Source organism: Mesorhizobium sp. XAP4, assembly GCF_029269325.1.
In the GTDB taxonomy this organism is placed as follows: Bacteria; Pseudomonadota; Alphaproteobacteria; order Rhizobiales; family Rhizobiaceae; genus Mesorhizobium; species Mesorhizobium ciceri.
Genome location: NZ_JARIXW010000004.1, coordinates 388,775 through 409,088, shown reverse-complemented (window position 1 = coordinate 409,088; position 20,314 = coordinate 388,775). Strand labels below are relative to the sequence as shown.

The 20,314-nt window shown below is 63.9% G+C and carries 13 protein-coding genes and 1 pseudogene; 9 read left to right on the top strand and 5 right to left on the bottom strand.

Annotated features, from left to right (window positions below; translation table 11 throughout):
* Window positions 1–351: 351 nt before the first annotated feature.
* The 4 genes from P3C39_RS19540 (at window position 352) to P3C39_RS19525 (ending at window position 7,722) form a co-directional block, all read left to right on the top strand.
* Window positions 352–4,389 carry a peptidoglycan-binding protein gene (locus P3C39_RS19540; RefSeq protein WP_127365979.1) on the top strand — a complete coding sequence of 1,346 codons (4,038 nt, stop codon included), beginning with the start codon at window positions 352–354 and terminating at the stop codon, window positions 4,387–4,389.
* Between the two features lie 192 nt (window positions 4,390–4,581).
* Window positions 4,582–5,505, top strand: coding sequence for a sulfite exporter TauE/SafE family protein (locus P3C39_RS19535; protein ID WP_013533663.1), 924 nt, complete (start codon window positions 4,582–4,584; stop codon window positions 5,503–5,505).
* Window positions 5,505–6,296: a TIGR02186 family protein gene (locus tag P3C39_RS19530; protein ID WP_127370731.1), complete on the top strand. Its 792-nt coding sequence runs from the start codon at window positions 5,505–5,507 to the stop codon at window positions 6,294–6,296. Before P3C39_RS19535 ends, P3C39_RS19530 begins: the two co-directional genes overlap by 1 nt.
* Before the next feature lie 169 nt (window positions 6,297–6,465).
* Window positions 6,466–7,722 carry an Hsp70 family protein gene (locus P3C39_RS19525; RefSeq protein WP_275954053.1) on the top strand — a complete coding sequence of 419 codons (1,257 nt, stop codon included), beginning with the start codon at window positions 6,466–6,468 and terminating at the stop codon, window positions 7,720–7,722.
* 186 nt (window positions 7,723–7,908) lie between these two features.
* Here P3C39_RS19525 and P3C39_RS19520 read toward each other — a convergent pair.
* Window positions 7,909–8,364: pseudogene (locus P3C39_RS19520) on the bottom strand (cupin domain-containing protein); the annotation flags it as partial.
* 110 nt (window positions 8,365–8,474) lie between these two features.
* Here P3C39_RS19520 and P3C39_RS19515 point away from each other — a divergent pair.
* Complete coding sequence (locus P3C39_RS19515) at window positions 8,475–10,037, top strand: winged helix-turn-helix domain-containing tetratricopeptide repeat protein (protein ID WP_027161736.1); 1,563 nt, start codon at window positions 8,475–8,477, stop codon at window positions 10,035–10,037.
* A 134-nt stretch (window positions 10,038–10,171) separates the two neighbouring features.
* Here P3C39_RS19515 and P3C39_RS19510 read toward each other — a convergent pair whose 3' ends face one another.
* The gene (locus P3C39_RS19510) at window positions 10,172–11,074 is read right to left on the bottom strand and encodes a LysR family transcriptional regulator (RefSeq protein ID WP_275954054.1); all 903 of its coding nucleotides are present in this window, start codon (window positions 11,072–11,074) and stop codon (window positions 10,172–10,174) included.
* Here P3C39_RS19510 and P3C39_RS19505 point away from each other — a divergent pair.
* From P3C39_RS19505 to P3C39_RS19490, 4 genes are read left to right on the top strand one after another with little or no spacing between them, the layout of a single operon-like run.
* A complete protein-coding gene (locus P3C39_RS19505) occupies window positions 11,024–11,356 on the top strand; it encodes a hypothetical protein (RefSeq protein ID WP_275954215.1) in 333 nt (110 codons plus the stop codon). The two genes, P3C39_RS19510 and P3C39_RS19505, sit on opposite strands and share 51 nt — an antisense overlap.
* Window positions 11,353–14,283, top strand: a complete 2,931-nt coding sequence (locus tag P3C39_RS19500) for a molybdopterin oxidoreductase family protein (RefSeq protein ID WP_275954055.1) — start codon at window positions 11,353–11,355, stop codon at window positions 14,281–14,283. Before P3C39_RS19505 ends, P3C39_RS19500 begins: the two co-directional genes overlap by 4 nt.
* Entirely contained in the window at window positions 14,280–15,014 is a 735-nt protein-coding gene (locus tag P3C39_RS19495; protein WP_275954056.1) for a 4Fe-4S dicluster domain-containing protein, read from the top strand. The genes P3C39_RS19500 and P3C39_RS19495 overlap by 4 nt, the downstream gene beginning before the upstream one ends.
* 3 nt (window positions 15,015–15,017) lie before the next feature.
* Window positions 15,018–15,953, top strand: a complete 936-nt coding sequence (locus P3C39_RS19490) for a DmsC/YnfH family molybdoenzyme membrane anchor subunit (protein WP_275954057.1) — start codon at window positions 15,018–15,020, stop codon at window positions 15,951–15,953.
* Window positions 15,954–15,959: 6 nt separating this feature from the next.
* Here P3C39_RS19490 and pdeM read toward each other — a convergent pair whose 3' ends face one another.
* From pdeM to P3C39_RS19475, 3 genes are all read right to left on the bottom strand, one after another.
* Window positions 15,960–16,676, bottom strand: a complete 717-nt coding sequence (gene pdeM / locus P3C39_RS19485; protein ID WP_013533672.1) for a ligase-associated DNA damage response endonuclease PdeM — start codon at window positions 16,674–16,676, stop codon at window positions 15,960–15,962.
* Entirely contained in the window at window positions 16,673–19,222 is a 2,550-nt protein-coding gene (locus P3C39_RS19480) for a ligase-associated DNA damage response DEXH box helicase (protein ID WP_275954058.1), read from the bottom strand. The genes pdeM and P3C39_RS19480 overlap by 4 nt, the downstream gene beginning before the upstream one ends.
* A gap of 201 nt (window positions 19,223–19,423) precedes the next feature.
* Window positions 19,424–20,284, bottom strand: a complete 861-nt coding sequence (locus tag P3C39_RS19475) for an NlpC/P60 family protein (protein ID WP_275954059.1) — start codon at window positions 20,282–20,284, stop codon at window positions 19,424–19,426.
* Between the last annotated feature and the right edge of the window lie 30 nt (window positions 20,285–20,314).

The window sequence follows — 20,314 nt, the reverse complement described above, 5'->3', positions numbered from 1 at the left end:
AAACATGCGCTCAATGCGCCTTTTACGTTTACGTCAATTCTATACCGATTGCCGCAGGATGACGCAAGGGCGTTCTGCGCCCCGCCCTTTATGCCGCACCGTCAGGCCGGCAGCCAACATCCTTTCGATTTCTTAAGTTTGGTTAACGCGTTGTTTACCACGTTGGGGGAAATGTGGGCGCGTCGGCTACCCGTGTTTATCCTGTATCGAATTTTTCACGGTTTTTCGGAGCGCGGGCGAGAGCCCGGGAAGCTCGTCTTCCGCCGCGGCATCGCCGCCGGTCGCCTTCGTTCCGATAGGGACCTGGGGGAACTGGCCGCGAGCCAGCCATTCTGAAAGACGGACGCACCGATGAACAGCAAGCGGTCCTATCTCGATACACTCAATGCCGGCAGGCAGCGCAGGCCGCAGACCACGCTCGATCAGTTGAACCAGTCGCTGGAGACACTGGAGCAGCGGCTGGAGCGGACGCGCGAGGATCCGATGGCACGTCCCGAACTCCGCCAACCCGATCCCCGCCAATATGGTGCCGATGCGCGCTACCCCGCCGCCCGGCCCTCTGGCCAGCAGCGCTGGTATGAGGACCCGCAGCCCGCGTCGCGTCCGAAGAGCCCGATGCAGGGAGCCGCCGCTTTCGAGCAGAATTACCAGGCCATTGCCCGCGATATCGATCGCGTGCGCGGCCAGGAGGATGGCGTTGCCATGGTCGGCAAGATCGCCGGCGAATTGCGCGGCATGCGCGAGGAATTGCGCCACCAGATGACCGCAGGCCTGCAGCGGGAATTCGAAGCGCTGCGCAAGGACATCGAGCGGGCCTTCCAGTCAGGCGCAAGGCCCGGTGCTTCGGCCAAGGGCAGTGCTGAACTCGGCCTTGAGTTCGAGCGTCTTTCGGGCGCCATCCAGACCCTGGCCGAGAAGAGCGACGACAGAAGCGTCAACATGCTGCGCCTCGAGCTCGAACAGGTCAAAGCCGCACTCGAAACGCTGGCACGCGAAGAGAGCGTGCAGAAGGTCGACCGCCGCTGGGACGATTTCGATCGCCGCTGGACGGCGTTCGAAGACCGCGTCGACGCCGACCAGCGCAAGCGCTCGGACGACCCGGGCCTGTCTGCTCTCACCGCCCGGCTCGAGCAGATCAGCAATGCCGTCAACAATTTGCCGGAATCGTTGTCGCTGCGCTCGCTGGAGGAGAAGGTGCGCACGCTTGCCGGCGCTGTCGACCATTTCGCCAGCCAGCAAGACAATCGCGGCAGCGACACGCTTGGCATGATCGACGAGCGGCTGGACGAGATTTCCCGCGCCATCGTGGCATCGACGGTCGCCGCGCAAGCCAATTCATTCGACCACGAGGCTTTCGAGCGCATAGAGAGACGGATCGACTCGCTTGCCGGCCAGATCGAGGAAGTGGCGCAGGATCGTCCCGGCAACGCGGTCATGGACCGGTTGAGCACGCTGTCGGGCCGGGTCGACGAACTCGCCGGCCGCGCCAATCTGCCGGAGCAGGCGATGGAGCGCCTGGCCAAGCAGATCGCATTCATCGCCGACAAGATCGACCAGGCACCCGCCATGCCTGACGCCGACTACATCTTCCATGGGCTGGAGCAACGCTTCGACGTGCTGTCGAGCATGATGGAACGCCGCCAGGGTGACGCCATCGAGCAGGGCAACATGCTGTTCCGCGATCTCGAGCGCAGGCTGGACGAGGTTGCTGACAGGCTCGACCAGCGCATGCCGCAGGTCGACAGCGTCGGCATCATGGAAGCCATCGATGCCCGCTTTACGGCGCTCGCCAAGCGCCTTGAAACGCGTGTGCCCGATCCCGCGGGCGAAGCGGCGATCCGCGGACTGGAGAGCCGGCTCGAAGACATTTCAAGCCGGCTGGACGCGTCGGCCGCACAGGTCGCCGGCATCGATCCGGCGCTGATCCGCAGCCTGGAAGCACAGGTTGCCGGCCTGTCGGCTCATCTTTCCAAGCCCAGCACCCCGCTGCCGGAATTCGAGGACATCAGCCCGCGTCTCAACGAAATTGAAAAGTCGCTCGCAGGAACCCGCGATTCCATCCTTGGCGCGGCGCGCGAAGCGGCCGAGAACGCAGTGCAATCGCTGGCCGGTTCGAGCGCCAATGCGACCGCGGTTTCCGGCCTCGCCCAGGATTTGAAGACGCTTGAAACACTGACGCGGCGCTCCGACGAACGCAATTCGAGAACGTTCGAGGCCATCCACGATACGTTGCTCAAGATCGTCGACCGGCTGGGTTCGCTCGAACCCGGCGAGCCGGTCGAGGCGATGAGCGAATTGCTGGATGCGGCACCGGCCGAGCCGAGCAACTGGCGCGGCGTGCGCCGACCCAAAATGGCCGTCGACGCGCCGTCGATGGATATCGATCAGCCCCTGCCATTGACTGGGGACATGGCAGATCTCGATGGCCGTGCCGCCGCCATCCTGCGCAATGAGCCGGGTGCACGCGGCGACCTGGGTATGCGTAGCGACCTGGGTATTGGCATTGGCACGCGCACGCCGGCCGAGGCTGCCGCGGCGGCGGCCATGGCCGCGCTCGGTTCGGACACGATCGCCGAGAAAGGCGGACAGGCCGGCGGCCGCAAATCGTTGTTCGGCGGGCTGGCCCGCGCCTTCAAGGGCAAGAAGGAGGCGGATATCCCGCCACTGGCCGGCTCAGCGCCGAGTGCCCCAATACCGAGCGTCGATCTCGACGAGCCGCTCGATCCGAAAATGGCCAACCGGCCGCTGGAGCCCGGCTCCGGCGCACCTGACCTCAATGCCATCATGAAGCGCGTGCGTGACGAGCGCGGCCAGCCGGCCAAGCCCAGCGACACCGATGCCGCGAAATCGGATTTCATCGCCGCTGCCCGGCGCGCGGCGCAGGCCGCGGCCGCCGAGGCCGATGCGCTGAAGCGCCAGTCGACGGTGACCGGACCGGTGAAGGCACTGCGGATCGGCGACCTGCTCAAGGCACGGCGCAAGCCGATCCTGATGGGGACAACCGCGATCCTGCTGGCGCTGGGCGCCCTGCAACTGGGCAAGGCCTTCTTCGCCGATCCGGCCCAGGTGGCGAGCAACGATGTCGTGCCGATCGTCGCCTCGCAGCCGATGCAAACCGCCTCGCTCGATGCCGCGAGCCGGCCAAAGACGGACGCGCAGCCCGCGGCAGTGGAAAGCGCGCCGGACCATGCCGTCAGACAGGCCGAGCCATCCGCACCGGCAACCAAGGACGACATGGTCGCGCAAAGCATGATTGCCACGCCGCCAGGCGCCGAGCCGTCGATGGGTGCCGCGCCGATCGCAGAACCGGTTCCCGCCCCCGTCGCCTTGGCTACATCGGCCGATGCGAACCCAGCGGTGTCCGAGACGACGACAGCCTCGCCTGCGCCGGCCTCGACCGTTCCGGTCGCCGCCGAACCTGCCGATACCGATACCGACACCGGCATCCACCCTGTGGCGACAGAGCCGACCACCGCCAAGGACACCACGGGCGCGGTTCCGCCGGTGGACGCTTCGCCGGCGACGACGGCAAAATTCGACATTCCCGCTGACGCCGGCCCGGCCGCCTTGCGTGACGCCGCTGCCAGCGGCGACGCCAAGGCGCTGTTCGAAATCGGTTCGCGCTATGCCGAGTCGCGCGGCGTCAAGGAAGACATGGCGGCAGCGGCCAAATGGTACGAGAAATCGGCGGAACTCGGCTTCGCGCCGGCCGAATACCGTATCGGAAATTTCTACGAAAAGGGCATCGGCGTCGCGCGCGACATCAAGAAGGCGAAGACCTGGTACCAGCTTTCCGCGGCACAGGGCAACGCCAGCGGCATGCACAATCTGGCCGTGCTGTTTGCCATGGCGGCTGACGGCGTGACCGACAATGAATCGGCCGCGCACTGGTTCCAGGCGGCGGCCGACGTCGGCGTCAAGGACAGCCAGTTCAATCTCGGCATCCTCGCCGCCAAGGGCGTCGGCATGAAGCAGAACCTCGAGGAGTCCTACAAATGGTTCGCGCTCGTCGCCAAGACCGGCGACAAGGATGCGGCGGCCAAGCGTGACGAGATCGCCAATGCGCTGCGGCCCGAGCAGCTCGAGCGCGCCCGCGCCGCGACCGAGCTGTGGAAGGCCAAGCCGCTGGATGCGGCAGCCAACTCGGCCGACATTCCCGAGTCCTGGCAGGACGGCGCGCCGCAGACGACCGCCAGCATCGACATGAAGAAGGCCGTCCAGAACATCCAGCGCATTCTCAACAAGAACGGCTACGACGCCGGCGGCGCCGACGGCAAGATGGGCCAGAAAACGAAGACCGCGATCATGGCTTTCCAGACCGACAACAAGATGGCGGCGACCGGCGAAGTCGACGAAAACCTGGTGAAGGCACTGCTGGCGCGCAAATAACGGCAGAGGCGTCGCTTCCACGACGCCCTTGCCACACATTCGCCTGTTAACAGATTGAGATGTTTTTTGTTTCGGCGGCGTAGCGCGGTTTGACTTCGCAGCACCTCCGGCGCAAGAACGAATTGGCTTGTCGGTCCAAGATGCCCGCAACGGTTGCATTCGCCGACAGGCAGAACTGATCGAGACTGACGGGTGGGCATCTATCTCCCGATCGCGGAAATTTCCGTCAATATCTTCGTCCTGCTGGCGATGGGCGCGGCGGTGGGTTTCCTGTCGGGCATGTTCGGCGTCGGCGGCGGCTTCCTCATCACGCCGCTGTTGATCTTCTACAACATCCCTCCGGCGATCGCTGTCGCCACTGGCGCCAACCAGGTCATCGCCTCCTCCGTCTCCGGCGTCCTTTCGCACATGAAGCGCGGTACGCTCGACCTCAAGCTCGGCGGGGTGTTGCTGGCCGGCGGCATTGTCGGTTCCACCGGCGGCATCTACGTCTTCGCCTTCCTGCGCAGGCTCGGCCAGCTCGACCTGTTCATCTCGCTGCTCTACGTCGTGCTGCTCGGCACCGTCGGCGGGCTGATGCTGGTCGAAAGCGTCAATGCGCTGCGCGCGACGCGCAGCGGTGCGGCGCCGGTGCTGAAGAAATCCGGCCAGCACAACTGGATCCACCGCTTGCCGCTGAAGATGCGCTTCAGGGCGTCAAAACTGTTCGTCAGCGTCATCCCCGTCCTTGGGCTTGGCGCCGGCATCGGCTTCCTGTCGTCGATCATGGGCGTCGGCGGCGGCTTCATCATGGTGCCGGCACTGATCTATCTGCTGAAAGTGCCGACCAATGTCGTCATCGGCACCTCGCTGTTCCAGATCATCTTCACCTCCGCCTATACGACGCTGGTCCACGCCACCACCAACCAGACAGTCGATGTCGTGCTGGCCTTCCTGCTGATGGCGGGCGGCGTCGCCGGCGCGCAGTACGGCGCCAAGGCCGGCCAGAGGCTGCGCGGCGAGCAGCTCAGGGCCTTGCTGGCACTGCTGGTGCTGGCGGTGGCGATACGATTGGCGATCGATCTTTTCGTCACCCCGCCCAACCTCTATTCGCTGTCTGCCGCGGGCCTCAACTGATGAAGGCTCGCAGCACATTCGCAACCGCCATTGTCCTGTCGCTGGTTGCGGCCGCCGTGCCGGCGAAGGCACAGGTCCCGCTGACCGAAGGCATCCAGATCGGTCTCTCCACCGACAACGTCTCGATCACCGCCGGTTTTTCCGGGGCCGATCTGACCATCTTCGGTTCGCTGGAGAACCCGGATCCACTCGTCGCGCGCCAGGGCCGCTACGACGTCATCGTCGTGCTCGAAGGTCCGCCCAAACCGGTGGTGGTGCGCCGCAAGGACAGGGTGCTCGGCGTCTGGGTCAATCTGGACTCTGAGACCTTCGAAAACGTGCCGGTCTCCTATTCGGTGGCGACGACGCGGCCGCTGCAGGACATCACCGAACCCAACAGCTACAAGCAGCTGTCGCTCGGCGCCTCCAACCTCTACATGCAGCCCGCCGATGCCGGCGACAGCCCGGCGACGATCGAGGAGTTTACGGCGGCACTGCGGGAGCGCAAGTCGGCGACCGGGCTCTACAGCGAGAATGTCGGCGGCGTGCAATTCCTGTCGCAGAACCTTTTCCGCGCCACAGTGAGGCTGGCGCCAAATGTGCCGGTTGGAACCCACAAAGCCCGCGCGTTCCTGTTCAAGAGCGGTCTGTTCATCAAGGAAAGCTCGGCCCAGCTCGAAATCCGCAAATCCGGTTTCGAGCAGTCGATCTTCCGTGTCGCGCACAATTATTCCTTCCTCTACGGCGTCTTCGCGATATCGCTGGCCATGCTGACCGGCTGGCTCGGAAGGCTGATCTTCCGGCGAGATTAGCATTTTCCCCGAAAAGTGGTTTCCCTTTGCCGAGGCATGCGGTAGACCGCGCTCCCCAGCCAAATGGCAGACACAAACAATTCGGTTCGGCAGAGCAGCCCGTCCCCGGACAGCGCGCGATTTCTCATGGCGCCTGTCGGCTCGCCGACGACAAATGCAGGAACTTGTCATGCGACCAGCCTTCGGCGGCATCGACTTCGGCACTTCGAACTCCACCGTGGGCGTGGTCCGCAATGGGCAGCCGCGCCTCGTCGCGCTGGAGAACGGCCAGGTCACGCTGCCCAGTGCCGTGTTCTTCAACTTCGAGGACAACCGCACCTGCTTTGGCCGCCAGGCCATCGCCAATTACACCGACAGCATCGAAGGCCGGCTGATGCGTTCGCTGAAGAGCGTGCTCGGCAGTTCGCTGGCTCAGGAAAAGACCCGCATCAAATCGCGGTCGATCGGCTTCATGGAGATCGTCGGCATGTTCCTTGGCCATCTCAAGAAGAGGCTGGAAGCCGATGCCGGCGATACGGTCGAGACCGTCGTTCTTGGCCGGCCGGTGCAATTCGTCGATGACGATGCCGAGGCCGACGCGAAGGCGCAAAGCGAACTCGAGAACGCCGCGCGTGCCCAGGGCTTCAAGCACATCGCTTTCCAGTTCGAGCCGATCGCGGCGGCGCTCGACTACGAGCAGAAGGTGACACGCGAGGAACTGGCGCTGATCATCGATATGGGCGGCGGCACGTCGGACTTCTCGATCGTGCGGGTCTCGCCGCAGCGCTCCCGTTCGCCGGACCGCAAGGACGACATCCTGGCCAGCCGGGGCGTCCATATCGGCGGCACGGATTTCGATCGGCTGCTGAGCATCGCCCATGTCATGCCGCGGCTCGGCTATTTGACGCCGACCAAAGACGGCAAGCGCAACCTGCCGGCAAGCTATTTCATCGACCTCGCCACATGGCAGCGCATCAACCTGGTCTACACCGCCAAGGCGATGACGCATCTGCGCCAGATCCGCTACGAGGCCGAGCGCGCCGACCTGGTCGACCGTTTCATCCACGTCGTCGAACACCGCTACGGACACGCGCTGGCCGCACGTGTCGAGAAGGCCAAGATAGAGCTGACCGACAGGTCATCCGCAGAGGTCGCTGTGAAGCTGCCGGGTGCGGAGTTCACCGCCGAAATCACGCGCAGCGGGCTCGACGCGACGATTGCCAGGGACATCGAGCGGGTCACCGCAACGGTCGGGCAGACTATCAGGGACGCTGAGGTGAAGCCGTCCGACATCACCGCGGTGTTCCTGACCGGCGGATCGACCGCGATCCCGCTGGCCAAACGAGAGATCCTGTCGCTGGTGCCGCAGGCATCCGTCATCGAAGGCGACACGTTCGGCTCGGTCGGACTTGGCCTGGCGCTGGATGCGCAACGCAAGTTCGGCTGAGGCTTTCTTCGAGCGGTCCAGCTTTTCAGAGATTACTGATCCGCCTTAGGCCAGGTCGTGTACCCATAACCTTCGGCGTGATGCGATGAAGATCACGTCCGCTTTGCGCCGATAGCGACCAAGCTCGTGCGCCAGCGCGATATGTCGCAATTGGCCAGAAGCTGCCGTGGGGCCGCCGTGACACCCGCGTGTCGTCAAAGTCGAGAGCTGGTTAGTATCGTAGCGGTTCCGCAGCTCAGCGAGGGCTTTTGGGTCCGGCGCACCCTGCGCCGCGAGTCTGGCAAGTTCTTCGAAGTAGCGTTCGTGGCCAGGCGGAGAGACGGTCATCAGCACGCGGGCGGGTCTCTCACTGACATTCGTGATGTCGTGCGGCACTCCCGGTGGAATGAACAGATAGGTTCCGGGCGTTGCGCGAACCGTCTTGTCGCCGACATGCCACGCACACTCGCCTTCGAGCAGGTAGAACGTCTCTTCCTGCACACGGTGAACATGCCGTCCGGTGGCGAATCCCGCTGGGATCGTCCAGTCGAACATGCTCGTGTGCTTGGTGTTTTCGCCGGTGACGAGGAAGACCATAGGTTGACCACGCAGCATGATCCCCTTCTTCTCGTCGGGCATGCGAATAATGGCATTGGCGCTCATAGGATCCTCCTTTGACTGGGTGCTTACTTCCGGCAAGCACCTGTGCAACATTGGCCGTCGATGCCGGGAAAGTCGTGAATTCGTTCCCAAAAATTTGCTAAAAGCGTTGGATGACAATCGGAGGCGACCTTTATCAGTTTGGCCCGTTCCGTCTCGATCAGGTGGCGGGCATTTTGTATCACGGCGCCGAGCCGACCATGCTTGGGCAACGCGCCGTTTCGCTTCTGCGTTTGCTGCTCCAAAACGCGGGCGTACCGGTATCCAAAGACGCGCTGGTCGAAGCCGGCTGGGGCAAATTGGCGGTTGCCGACAACAACCTGACGGTCCAGATCGCGGCGTTGCGCCGGGTATTGGCCGACGCAGCGGATGCTGAGAGCTGGATCGAAACACTGCCGCGCCGAGGCTATCGCTATGTAGGACCGGCTGTTGCGACGAATGTCCCCGATCGTTTTGCAGCCGCCCGCACCGCGTCGGCGCCGACCTTGCCTGAGAAGCCTTCCGTCGCGGTCCTGCCGTTCTCGAATTTGAGCGGAGATCCGCAACAGGAGTACTTCGCCGATGGAATGGTCGATGACATCATCACCGGCCTGGCACGCATAAAATGGCTTTTCGTTATCGCGCGAAACTCGACCTTCGCTTACAAAGGCCGCGCCGTGGACGTGAAGCAGGTCGGCAGCGAGCTTGGCGTACGATATGTCCTCGAAGGCAGCGTGCGCAAAGCTGGCGGTAGTGTGCGCGTAACCGCTCAGATGATCGATGCATCGACCGGCGCGCACGTGTGGGCCGAGCGCTACGACCGGAGTTCGGAGGACATTTTCGCGCTTCAGGACGAAATCGCGCTATCAGCGGTGGGCGCGATTGCTCCAAGCTTGCGAAAAGCGGAAATTGAACGTGTCAGGCGGAAGCGCCCAGAGAGTCTCGACGCATACGATCTCGTGCTTCAAGCCCAGCCTGATGTCGATACAGGTATGCCGGAACAAGTTACGAGAGCACTGGCGCTTCTTGAGCGTGCCATCGCACTCGAGCCTGCCTATGCCCTTGCGCATGGCAATGCAGCAATGTGTCATCATTGTTTGTTCCTTCGTGCCGGGCTGCAGGAATTCAACCGTGCGGCTTCGATCCGGCACGCCCGATTGGCCATTGTCCATGGACAAGACGATGCACTCGCTCTGACATGGGCAGGGTTTTCGATCGGCATGGACGCGCATGATCGCGCCGCTGCATTCACGGCATTAGACGCAGCCCTCGCCATTAGCCCGTCATCGGCGCTGACTTACATTCTTGGCAGCGTCGTTCTCGGATGGGCCGGCGAAGCAGAGCGCGCGATAGAATGGAGCGAGAAGGGTATCCGGCTAAGCCCGTTCGATTCGTGGGCTTGGGCCGCGTTTGACGCCCAAGCAATGAGCCATTTGCTGCGCGGGCGTTACGAAGAAGCTTGTCGCGCAGCCTACAAGTCCGTTCAAGCCAATCCGGCACACAGCATCACCTACGTGCAACTGACCGCTGCGCTCGCCAAACTCGGCCGGCTGGACGAAGCGAGGGCCGCCGCCGCGCGCGTGCGCGAGCTTCAGCCGGGCTTCCGCTACAGGCGCCAATTTGCTGGCGTGCGCTGTGCGCCAGCGCTCGCGGAGACTCTGGGAAGCGCGCTGCGGGACGCCGGATTGCCAGAGTGACGGCTGAGCGTCGAGGCGGACAGCGCTAGCGAGCCCATCTGGGGAGGAAGGTCGTGGTGAGGCGTTTCAATCAGCCACTCGATACAAAGTACCAAGACCTCCGAGCCAACGGCAAAGCCGCAAACTCTGATACTCTAGCCCGCCGACGGGGCATCCGCCTTGCCGTCGAGATGCGCCTTAAGCGCCATCTGGGCCAGGCTTGCTTGGCGATCGCGATGGGTGATCATGGCGAAGTCGCGTTTCGGCAATTCGAGCGGCACCGATCTCAGACTGCCTTCGGCCACGGCGCGGGCCACGACAAGCTCCGAAATGATGGTGGCGCCGGCTCCCGCCTCGACCGCCTGGCGAATGGCCTCATTGCTCGGCAGCACCAGGAATATCTGCAAGTCGGCGAGCGAAATGCCTTCGTGGCGTGCCAGATCCTCCAGCACCTCGCGCGTACCCGAACCACCCTCGCGGATGATCCAGCGCAGGCCCTTGATGTCAGGGCGGCCGGGCGCGACTTCGGGGATCTCCGGATGCGCGCTGGCAACCACCAGCATCAGCTTGTCGACGTCGACCTTGGTGCGGCGCAGGATATCGGACTCGGTGCGGCCTTCGACCAGGCCCAGATCCGCCGCGCCATCGAGGACATTGGCCTCGACCTGCCTGGTGTTGCCGATGGAGACGCTCAGCCTGACGGCCGGATAGGCTTCGTGGAAGGAAGCCAGCCGGCGCGGCAGCCAGTAGCTGGCGATGGTCTGGCTGGCGGCGATCGAGAGGCTGCCGGTGACGGTCTGCGAGACATGCTCCAGCACATTGCGGGCAGCGGCGGCCCGTTCGAGCACGGCCTTGGCCTCGGGCAGGAACCGATGGCCGGTCTGGGCAAGCTCGATGTTGCGGCCGACGCGGTTGAACAGGTGGACGCCGTGCTGTTCTTCAAGCGCCCGGATGGCCGCCGATGCCGCCGACTGCGAAATGCCCAGCAGTTCCGCCGCCTTGGTCATATGGCCGCGCTCGGCGACGGCGACGAAAATCCGCAACTGGTCCAGGGTCATGTCCGCATTAAGAACCAATATCGATCGAATTTACAAGAACAACTGATTAGACAGATCGATAGCTTTATTCTAAGTTTTCCGGCGAAGTTAGAAAAAATTCGCCGAAAGATCGCAGGGAGCAGAATGATCGGGCGTTTCAGATCCCTGCTTGCGCATTGGATCCGCGGCATAAGGCGGCGGCTTGCCGGTGATCGCTACCACCCGGAAGAGCATTACATGCGCGGCCCCGGACCGAAGACGCGGGCCAAATCCATGCGCCGTACAGGCGCCACCGGATCATGATGCAGGAACCGCCGCGCGGCGCGAATTCGGCACCATCGCAACGCCCGCTTGCCGACACGCGAGCGCCCGATGAAGGCGACGGCGTCGACACCTCGCCTGCCGTTTCCGACAGCATCGCCAAGACGACCTGCTACATGTGCGCCTGCCGCTGCGGAATCGATGTACACATCAAGGATGGCAAGGTCCGCTACATCAACGGCAACAAGGACCACCCGGTCAATCGCGGCGTGATCTGCGGCAAGGGCAGCTCCGGCATCATGCAGCATTACAGCCCGGCAAGGCTGAAGAAGCCATTGCTGCGCGCCGGCCCGCGCGGCTCCGGCGAGTTCCGCGAGATCGAGTGGGAGGAGGCGTTTTCTATCGCTACGGAACGGCTGTCGAACATCCGCCGGACCGACCCCAGGAAACTCGCCTTCTTCACCGGCCGCGACCAGTCGCAGTCGCTGACCGGCTGGTGGGCGAGCCAGTTCGGTACGCCGAACTTCGCCGCCCATGGCGGCTTCTGTTCGGTCAACATGGCGGCCGGCGGCCTCTATACGATCGGCGGTTCGTTCTGGGAGTTCGGCGAGCCCGACTGGGACAACACCCGGTATTTCATGCTGTTCGGGGTTGCCGAGGATCACGATTCCAACCCGATCAAGATCGGTCTCGGCAAGCTCAAGGCGCGCGGCGCCAGGGTCGTCTCGATCAATCCGTGCCGCACCGGCTACAATGCCATTGCCGATGACTGGATCGGCATCCGACCCGGAACAGACGGCCTGTTCGTGTTCGCCCTCATCCACGAATTGCTCAAGGCGGGTCGCGTCGATCTCGAGTATCTGCTGCGCTACACCAATGCCCATGTTCTCGTCGTGCAGGAGCCAGGTGCTGCCGATGACGGGCTGTTCGTGCGCGACGCCGACGGCAATCCGCTGGCTTGGAACAGAGTGGCCAAAACACCGGTCAGCGCCGCCGATGCCGGTGCGAAACCGGCGCTGACCGGCAGCTTCACGATCGGCGGGCGCCGCTGCGTCCCGGTGTTCCAGCTGATCGCCGACCGCTACCTCGATGAGAGTTACGCACCGGACTCGGTCGCCGAGCGCTGCGGCATTGCCGCCGACACGATCCGCAGGATCGCCGCCGAACTCGCCCATGTCGCCTTCGAACAGACGATCGAATTGCCGATCGCCTGGACCGACTGGGCCGGGCGCCGCCACGAGACGATCAAGGGCCGGCCTGTCTCGATGCACGCCATGCGCGGCATCTCTGCCCATTCGAACGGTTTTCACACCTGCCGCGCCATCCATCTCCTTCAGGTGCTGTTGGGCACGGTGGATGTCCCCGGCGGCTTCCGCTTCAAGCCGCCCTACCCTCGATCCGCGCCGCCCGGACCGAAGCCGGCGGGCAAGACCGTCAAGCCGATGACGCCGCTCGACGGCATGCCGCTCGGCTTCGTCTGCGGGCCGGACGATTTGCTGGTCGACGAGGCCGGCACGCCGCTTCGCATCGACAAGGCCTATTCGTGGGACGCGCCGCTGGCCGCGCACGGCCTGATGCACACCGTCATCCGCAACGCCTGGGCAGGCGATCCCTACAAGATCGACACGCTGATGATGTACATGTCAAACATGGCGTGGAATTCCTCGATGAACACCGTCGAGACCCTGGCGATGCTGACCGACAGCGATGAAGCGGGCAACTACAAGATCCCTTTCATCATCTATTCCGACGCCTATTATTCCGAGACCGTGCCGTTCGCCGATCTGGTGCTGCCGGACACGACCTATCTCGAGCGCCACGACTGCATCAGCCTGCTCGACCGGCCGATCAGTCATGCCGACGGACCGGGCGACGCCATCCGCCATCCCGTCATCGAGCCCGACCGCGACGTCCGGCCGTTCCAGTCGGTGCTGATCGAACTCGGCGCCCGGCTCGGCCTGCCTGGTTTCGTCGATGAGGACGGCTCGGCCAGATACCGCGACTATGCCGACTACATCGTCAACCATGAGCGCACGCCCGGCATCGGCCCGCTCGCCGGCTGGCGCGGCAAGGATGGGACCTCGACCGGCAGGGGTGAGGCCAACCCGGACCAGTTGCAGCGCTACATCGACAATGGCGGCTTCTGGCATCATGATTTCGCGGACGACCAGCGCTATTACAAGATGGCCAACCGCTCCTATCTCGACTTCGCAGTGCAGATGGGTTTTATCCCGAAAGCCGAACCGATCGTTTTCCAGCTCTACTCGGAGCCTATGCAGCGCTTCAGGCTCGCCGCGCGTGGCCATGGCCGTGTGGTGCCGCCGAAAGGCGATCGCCAGCGCATCGAGACCTACATGGACCCGCTGCCCTTCTGGCACATGCCCTTCGAGGAAGCGGTCGTCGACCTCGAAAAATATCCGCTGCATGCGCTGACGCAGCGGCCGATGCACATGTACCATTCCTGGGGTTCGCAGAATGCGTGGCTGCGGCAGATCACCAGCCAGAACCGGCTGTTCGTGCATCACCGGACGGCAGCCGGTCTCGGCCTTGTCGATGATGACTGGGTGTGGATCGAAAGCATCAACGGCAGAGTGAAGGGGCAGATCAAGCTGATCGACGGGGTGAACGAAAGCACGGTCTGGACCTGGAACGCCATCGGCAAAAGGCGCGGCAGCTGGGGGCTGAAGGACGACGCGGCCGAGAGCAACCGTGGCTTCCTGCTCAACCATATCATCGGCGACCAGACCTCGGCTGACGCTCAGGGCAAACGCTATTCGAATTCCGATCCGGTGACGGGCCAGGCTGCGTGGTTCGACCTGCGCGTGCGCATCGTCAAATGCGCAGCCGAAGAAGCCGGGTTCACCGAGCCGCAGTTCCAGCGTTTCCTGCAGCCGCCGCATTTCGAACCCTCGCCCGACAGACTGACTTTCGGCGCCGAATTCCGCAGGGCGAGAGAGGCGACCAAATGACCTGTCTGCCAAGTCAAAGCGACAAGAAACTCGGCCTTGTGATCGACCTCGATACCTGCGTCGGCTGCCAGGCCTGTGTCACCGCCTGCAAGGAATGGAACACCGGCGGCCACATGGCGCCGCTGACCGACATCGATCCCTATGGCGGCCATGTCGACGGCGTCTGGTTCAACCGCGTGCACAGCTATGAGCACACCACCGAGATGGGCGGACGGACGGTGAACTTCCCGCGCTCCTGCCTGCATTGCGAGACGCCGGCCTGCGTCACCGTCTGCCCGACTGGCGCCTCCTACAAGCGGGCTTCGGACGGCATCGTGCTGATCGACGAGGACAAGTGCATCGGCTGCAAATTGTGCAGTTGGGCCTGTCCTTATGGAGCACGCGAATTCGACACCGATGTCGGGGTGATGAAGAAATGCACGCTGTGTGTCGACCGCATCTACAATGACAATCTGGCCGAAGAAGACCGCGTGCCGGCCTGCGTCGCCGCTTGCCCGACCAGTGCCCGGCATTTCGGCGATCTCGGCGATCCCCTGTCGGCTGTCTCGCAACTGGTGGCGGAGCGCGGTGGCGTCGACCTGATGCCTGAGCTCGGCTATCGCCCGACCAACAAATATTTGCCGCCGCGCGCCCACACAGGGCGCGCCGCATCGGTGGCCGCGCCGGCATTGGAACCGGTGCGGGCCGAAGGCGGTTTCCTCGGCTGGGTCGACCGCATGCTTTCGAACTGACCCATGCATCCAGCCTTCTCCGTCGTCTTCTTCACCACCTCCACCGGTGCCGGCTATGGACTGCTGGCGCTGCTCGGCGTGCTCGGGGGCTTCCAGATCATCCCGCCCGATTTCTGGCTGGGCTTCATCGGCATGGGCCTGGCGCTCGGCCTGATCGTGGCCGGCCTGTTGTCCTCGACCGGCCACCTCGGCAGACCCGAACGCGCCTGGCGGGCGTTCTCACAATGGCGCAGTTCATGGCTGTCGCGCGAAGGTGTTGCCTCGGTCATCACCTTCATTCCGGCGGGACTGTTCGGCATCGGTTGGATATTCTTCGGCAAGACCGATGGCTGGGTCGGCATCGCCGGATCTCTGGCCGCCATCGGCGCAATCATCACCGTCTGCACCACCGGCATGATCTATGCGTCGCTGAAGCCGATCGCCCAATGGCATAGCCGCTTCACCCTGCCCGGCTATGTCATCTTCTCGGCAATGACCGGCAGCGTGCTGCTGAACGCGCTGCTGCAGGGCTTTGCGCTTGGTTCGAAGGTGCAGCTGGCGGCTTGCCTGCTGCTTACCTTGATCGGCTGGGGCTGGAAAGTGGCGACCTGGCGCTACAACGACCGATTGGAGATCGCGACCACCGCCAACACCGCAACCGGGTTGGCCGGCGGTACAGTGCGGTCGCTGGAATGGCCGCATACCGAGGAAAATTATCTGCTCAAGGAAATGGGTTTCCGCATCGCGCGCAAGCACAGCGCGCGGCTGCGCCAGATCACGCAGCTTCTGGCCTTCGCGTTGCCCTTGGGGCTGCTCGCCATTGTGTTCGCCCTGCCCTGGCCGCTGGCAGCGTTGCTGTCGGTACTCGCTGCTGCAATCCAGTTCGCCGGCATGCTGGTAGAGCGCTGGCTGTTTTTTGCAGAGGCGAAGCACACGGTTACGCTCTATTACGGCAGGTAGGGCTGTTTAGCCCGGCCGCAGCATCGAGCCGGAAATGGCAAAGATGCGTTGGGCGCCCAGCATATAAGCCATCAGCGTGTCCAGCCGGAACAGCCCGGCATAGGCGCGGTCGAGCACGTTGAGCGAGCCTGTATAGGCGCCGAAGGCCGGCATGATCATGCGGCCTCCGTCGCCGGCAAAGCAGCGGCGCCGCACCGAGCGGCCCTGCTGGACGATGCGGGCGCAGGGATGCAGATGGCCCGCTATTTCGCCTTCGACACGCTGCTTCGACGGCTCATGCCGGAACAGCAGCGAGCCTATAGCAAGTTCACGCACCGTCTCGCCAGGCAGGTCGGCTGGCGCTTCCGGGTCATGATTGCCGGCGACCCAGAACCATTGCCGGCCTGATATCAGCGCTTCCAGCCGCTCTCGGAAACTTGCATGCATGCGTTGGGCGCCGCCGCCATCGTGAAAGCTGTCGCCCAGGCTGATGACGATCGACGGCTGGTAGTCAGCGATGACGGCCTGCAATCGCAGCAAGGTCGCGCCGGTGTCGTAGGGCGGAATCAGCGTGCCGCGCCGTGCCAGCGACGAGCCCTTTTCCAGATGCAGGTCGGACACGGCCAGAAGCCGCAGATCCGGAAAATAAAGCACGCCGCGCGGGTCGCAGACGGCGCGTTCGCCTGATATGCCGACAAGATCGGCCTCGGCGATCAGCGATGTGCGCGCCAGCGAAAAATTCATTCCTCGACCATCTCCGGCCCCATGGCCTCTGCGACCAGCGTCGCCGCATCCATCAGCAATGTCTCATCGGCTTCGCCGTTCACCGGCATCTTGCCGATCTCGAGCATGATCGGCACGGCGAGCGGCGATATCTGTTCGAGAGCCTTATGCACGATTCGACCCTGGATGCGCGAGAGCATGTCGGCAAGTCTGCTGACATCGAGCAGGCCGGTCGCCGCATCGGCGCGTGTGGCCTGCAGCAGGATGTGGTCCGGTTCATGGCTGCGCAGCACATCATAGATCAGGTCGGTCGAGACCGTGACCTGGCGGCCGCTCTTCTCCTGGCCAGGGTGGCGTTTCTCGATCAATCCGGAAATCAGCGCGCAGTTGCGGAAGGTGCGCTTGAGAAGCCAGCTGTCGGCCAGCCAGGCTTCGAGGTCGTCGCCCAGCATGTCCTGGTCGAAAAGTGCGCTCAGCGAAGGCTTCCTGGCTTTGAACATCGCGCCCATGTCGCCCAGTGACCATATCGCTAAGGCATAGTCGGTGGCGACGAAGCCGAGCGGCCTGGCTCCTGCCCTGTCGAGGCGGCGGGTGAGCAGCATGCCGAGCGTCTGGTGCGCCAGCCTGCCCTCGAACGGGTAAGCCACCAGATAGTGGCGATTGCCGCGTGGAAAGGTCTCGATCAGCAGGTCGTCGCGCTTGGGCAGCACCGATTTGTCGGCCTGGAAGCGCAGCCAGTCGGCGACCTGCTCGGGCAGCTTTTTCCATCGCTGCGGGTCATCGAGCATGATGCGGACCTGTTCGGCGAGATAGGTCGAAAGCGGAAACTTGCCACCTCCATAGTAAGGCACCTTGGCATCGCTGCCCGGCGCGTTCGACACGAAGCATTCATTCTCGCGGATGCCTTCGAAGCGCAGCACCTTGCCGGCGAACATGAAGGTGTCGCCATGCGTCAACGTTTCGAGGAAGGCCTCCTCGATCTTGCCGAGGACCCGGCCGCCACGCGAAGCCGTGCCTTTGCTGCCGGCCTGCACATATCGAACATTCAGCGCCGGCACCTCGATGATGGTGCCGACATTCAGCCTGTATTGCTGGGCGACGCGCGGATTGGACACCCGCCACAACCCGTCCTTGTTCAAACGGATGCGGGCGTAGCGTTCGTAATTCTTGAGCGCATAGCCGCCGGTGGCAACGAAATCGATGACGCGGTCGAATGTCGGCCGGTCGAGGCTGACATAGGGTGCTGCCGTTCGCACCTCCTCGTACAGGTCATCGGCACGGAACGGCGCGCCGCAGGCGCAGCCGAGCACATGCTGGGCCAGCACATCGAGCCCGCCATTGATCAACGGAGGCGTGTCCTGCGCGCCTAGATAGTTCGCGTCGAGGGCGGCCCGGCATTCCAGCACCTCAAAGCGGTTGGCGGGGATGAGGATCGCCTTGGACGGCTCGTCCATGCGGTGGTTGGCACGGCCGATGCGCTGTGCCAGCCGGCTCGCCCCCTTTGGCGCGCCGACATGCACGACCAGATCGACATCGCCCCAGTCGATGCCGAGATCGAGAGTCGAGGTGGCGACGATGGCGCGCAGCGCGTTTTCTCCCATCGCCTTCTCGACCCGCCGGCGCTGGGCGACGTCGAGCGAACCGTGATGCAGCGCGATCGGCAACGTGTCCTCGTTGACCCGCCACAATTCCTGGAACAGCAGCTCCGCCTGGCTGCGCGTGTTGACGAACAGCAGGGTCGTCTTGTGGCGCTTGATTTCGCGATAGATTTCCGGCGTGGCGTAGCGCGCAGAATGTCCCGCCCATGGCACGCGCTCTTCGGAGTCGAGGATGGAAATCTCCGGTTTCGCACCCCCGGTGACGACGATCAGTTCGGCCATGTCATGGCCTGTCGAACCCTTGGGTGGATTCTGGCTGACCAGCCAGCGCCGCAACTCGTCAGGTTCGGCCACCGTCGCCGATAGCCCGATGGTTTGCAGACCAGGGACAAAGCTGCGCAACCGTGCCAGGCCGAGCGCCAGCAGATGCCCGCGTTTCGATGTCACCAGCGAATGCAGTTCGTCGAGCACGACGTAGCGCAGATCTTCGAAGAAGCGTCTGGCATCGCCGGCCGCAATCAGCAGCGCCAGTTGTTCGGGCGTGGTCAGCAGGATATCGGGCGGCACCAGTTTCTGGCGCTGGCGCTTGTGCGCCGGCGTGTCGCCGGTGCGCGTCTCGATGGTGACGGGCAGCCCGATCTCTTCCACCGGTTTGCCGAGATTACGCTCGATATCGACGGCAAGCGCCTTCAACGGCGAGATGTAGAGCGTGTGGATACCGCGCTGCGCCTGGCCCGGCTTTCTCTTTGGCCGGTTGGCCAGTTCGGTCAGCGAAGGCAGGAAGCCGGCCAGCGTCTTGCCGGCACCGGTCGGCGCGATCAGCAGTACCGACTGACCGGCCTGGGCCTTCGCCAGAAGTTCGATCTGATGGGCGCGCGGCGACCAGCCTTTCTCGCCAAACCATCTGAGGAATGGTTCGGGCAGGGCCACGGCGGCATTCTGTTCGGCAAGGCGCGGCTCAACTGTCACCCGCCAGAGGTAGCGCGACGGCGCGCGAACGCCAAGGAAAATCGGAACAAAAGGTGATCGAGGTGAGCTTTCCTCGCCCCAGTACGGGGAGAGGATGCCGGCAGGCAGGTGGGGGGCGGCGCGAACCTCTCAATGCTGGCGCTGTCCCTCATCCGCCCTTCGGGCACCTTCTCCCCGTGAACGGGGCGAAGGAAGAAAGGGCTACGGCCTCCTGAACCCTGTCGGGCCACCATAGAGATAACCGATGCGATCAACCGCATCCTTCAGGCCTTCGCGCGACACCAGCATGGTGTGGCCGTTGGCGTGGATCATCGTGTCGGCATCGGTCATCACGGCGACATGGCCCTTCCAGAACACCAGATCGCCGCGTCGCAAGCCGGAGAAATCAGGTCCCGGTTCCAGCGGCTCGCCAAGGGCCGCAGCCTGCATGTCGGAATCGCGCAGCACGTCTCTGCCGGCCATGCGCATCGCCAGTTGCACCAGCCCCGAACAGTCGATGCCGAAACCGGAAGTGCCGCCCCAGAGATAGGGTGTTCCTAGAAACGCCTCGGCAACCGCGACATAGTCGGACACAGCTTCACTGAGCGGCCGCAGGTGACCTGCGATCAGCGCCTCGCCGGACGGCAGGACCGCATAGTGCGTACCGCGCGTCTCGGCCGCCTCCGTCACTGTCACCGTCGATCCCATCGACAATTGTCTGGCGATCGGAAAGCGCAGATCCGGCCCGGGGTAGAGGAAGGTGCGCGGCACGCAGACGATGTGCGTCGGCGTATGGTCCCGTTTGCCCAGCATCGTGTCAGCGACGTAGCCGACATAGCCGTCGCGTTCGGCCTGGACCCAGGCCCAGCCTTCAGCGACATCGAAGACCAGGACATCGTCGCCGAACAGGGCTTGCGTGTTGACGCCGGCATCCGGCTGCGGCGCCTTGCGCATATCGGCCACTGACGCGATGACCCGCGCCGGCCGGCCGGCGACGAAGCGGTCAGCGGCGACCTCACCCTTCAGCCGTGCATCGGCAAGGTCGGAGCGAAAAGCGTGAAGGCGGGCATCCCTGGCAGTCAAATCGAGCACTCTGTTGAAAAGGTAAATTCG

What these genes read in the sequence shown, in the direction of transcription:
- P3C39_RS19540 (WP_127365979.1), top strand. Translation starts at nt 352, where the DNA reads ATGAACAGCAAGCGGTCCTATCTCGATACACTCAATGCCGGCAGGCAG.
- P3C39_RS19530 (WP_127370731.1), top strand. Translation starts at nt 5,505, where the DNA reads ATGAAGGCTCGCAGCACATTCGCAACCGCCATTGTCCTGTCGCTGGTT.
- P3C39_RS19525 (WP_275954053.1), top strand. Translation starts at nt 6,466, where the DNA reads ATGCGACCAGCCTTCGGCGGCATCGACTTCGGCACTTCGAACTCCACC.
- P3C39_RS19515 (WP_027161736.1), top strand. Translation starts at nt 8,475, where the DNA reads ATGACAATCGGAGGCGACCTTTATCAGTTTGGCCCGTTCCGTCTCGAT.
- P3C39_RS19505 (WP_275954215.1), top strand. Translation starts at nt 11,024, where the DNA reads ATGGCCGCGCTCGGCGACGGCGACGAAAATCCGCAACTGGTCCAGGGT.
- P3C39_RS19510 (WP_275954054.1), bottom strand. Translation starts at nt 11,074, where the DNA reads ATGACCCTGGACCAGTTGCGGATTTTCGTCGCCGTCGCCGAGCGCGGC.
- P3C39_RS19500 (WP_275954055.1), top strand. Translation starts at nt 11,353, where the DNA reads ATGATGCAGGAACCGCCGCGCGGCGCGAATTCGGCACCATCGCAACGC.
- P3C39_RS19495 (WP_275954056.1), top strand. Translation starts at nt 14,280, where the DNA reads ATGACCTGTCTGCCAAGTCAAAGCGACAAGAAACTCGGCCTTGTGATC.
- P3C39_RS19490 (WP_275954057.1), top strand. Translation starts at nt 15,018, where the DNA reads ATGCATCCAGCCTTCTCCGTCGTCTTCTTCACCACCTCCACCGGTGCC.
- pdeM (WP_013533672.1), bottom strand. Translation starts at nt 16,676, where the DNA reads ATGAATTTTTCGCTGGCGCGCACATCGCTGATCGCCGAGGCCGATCTT.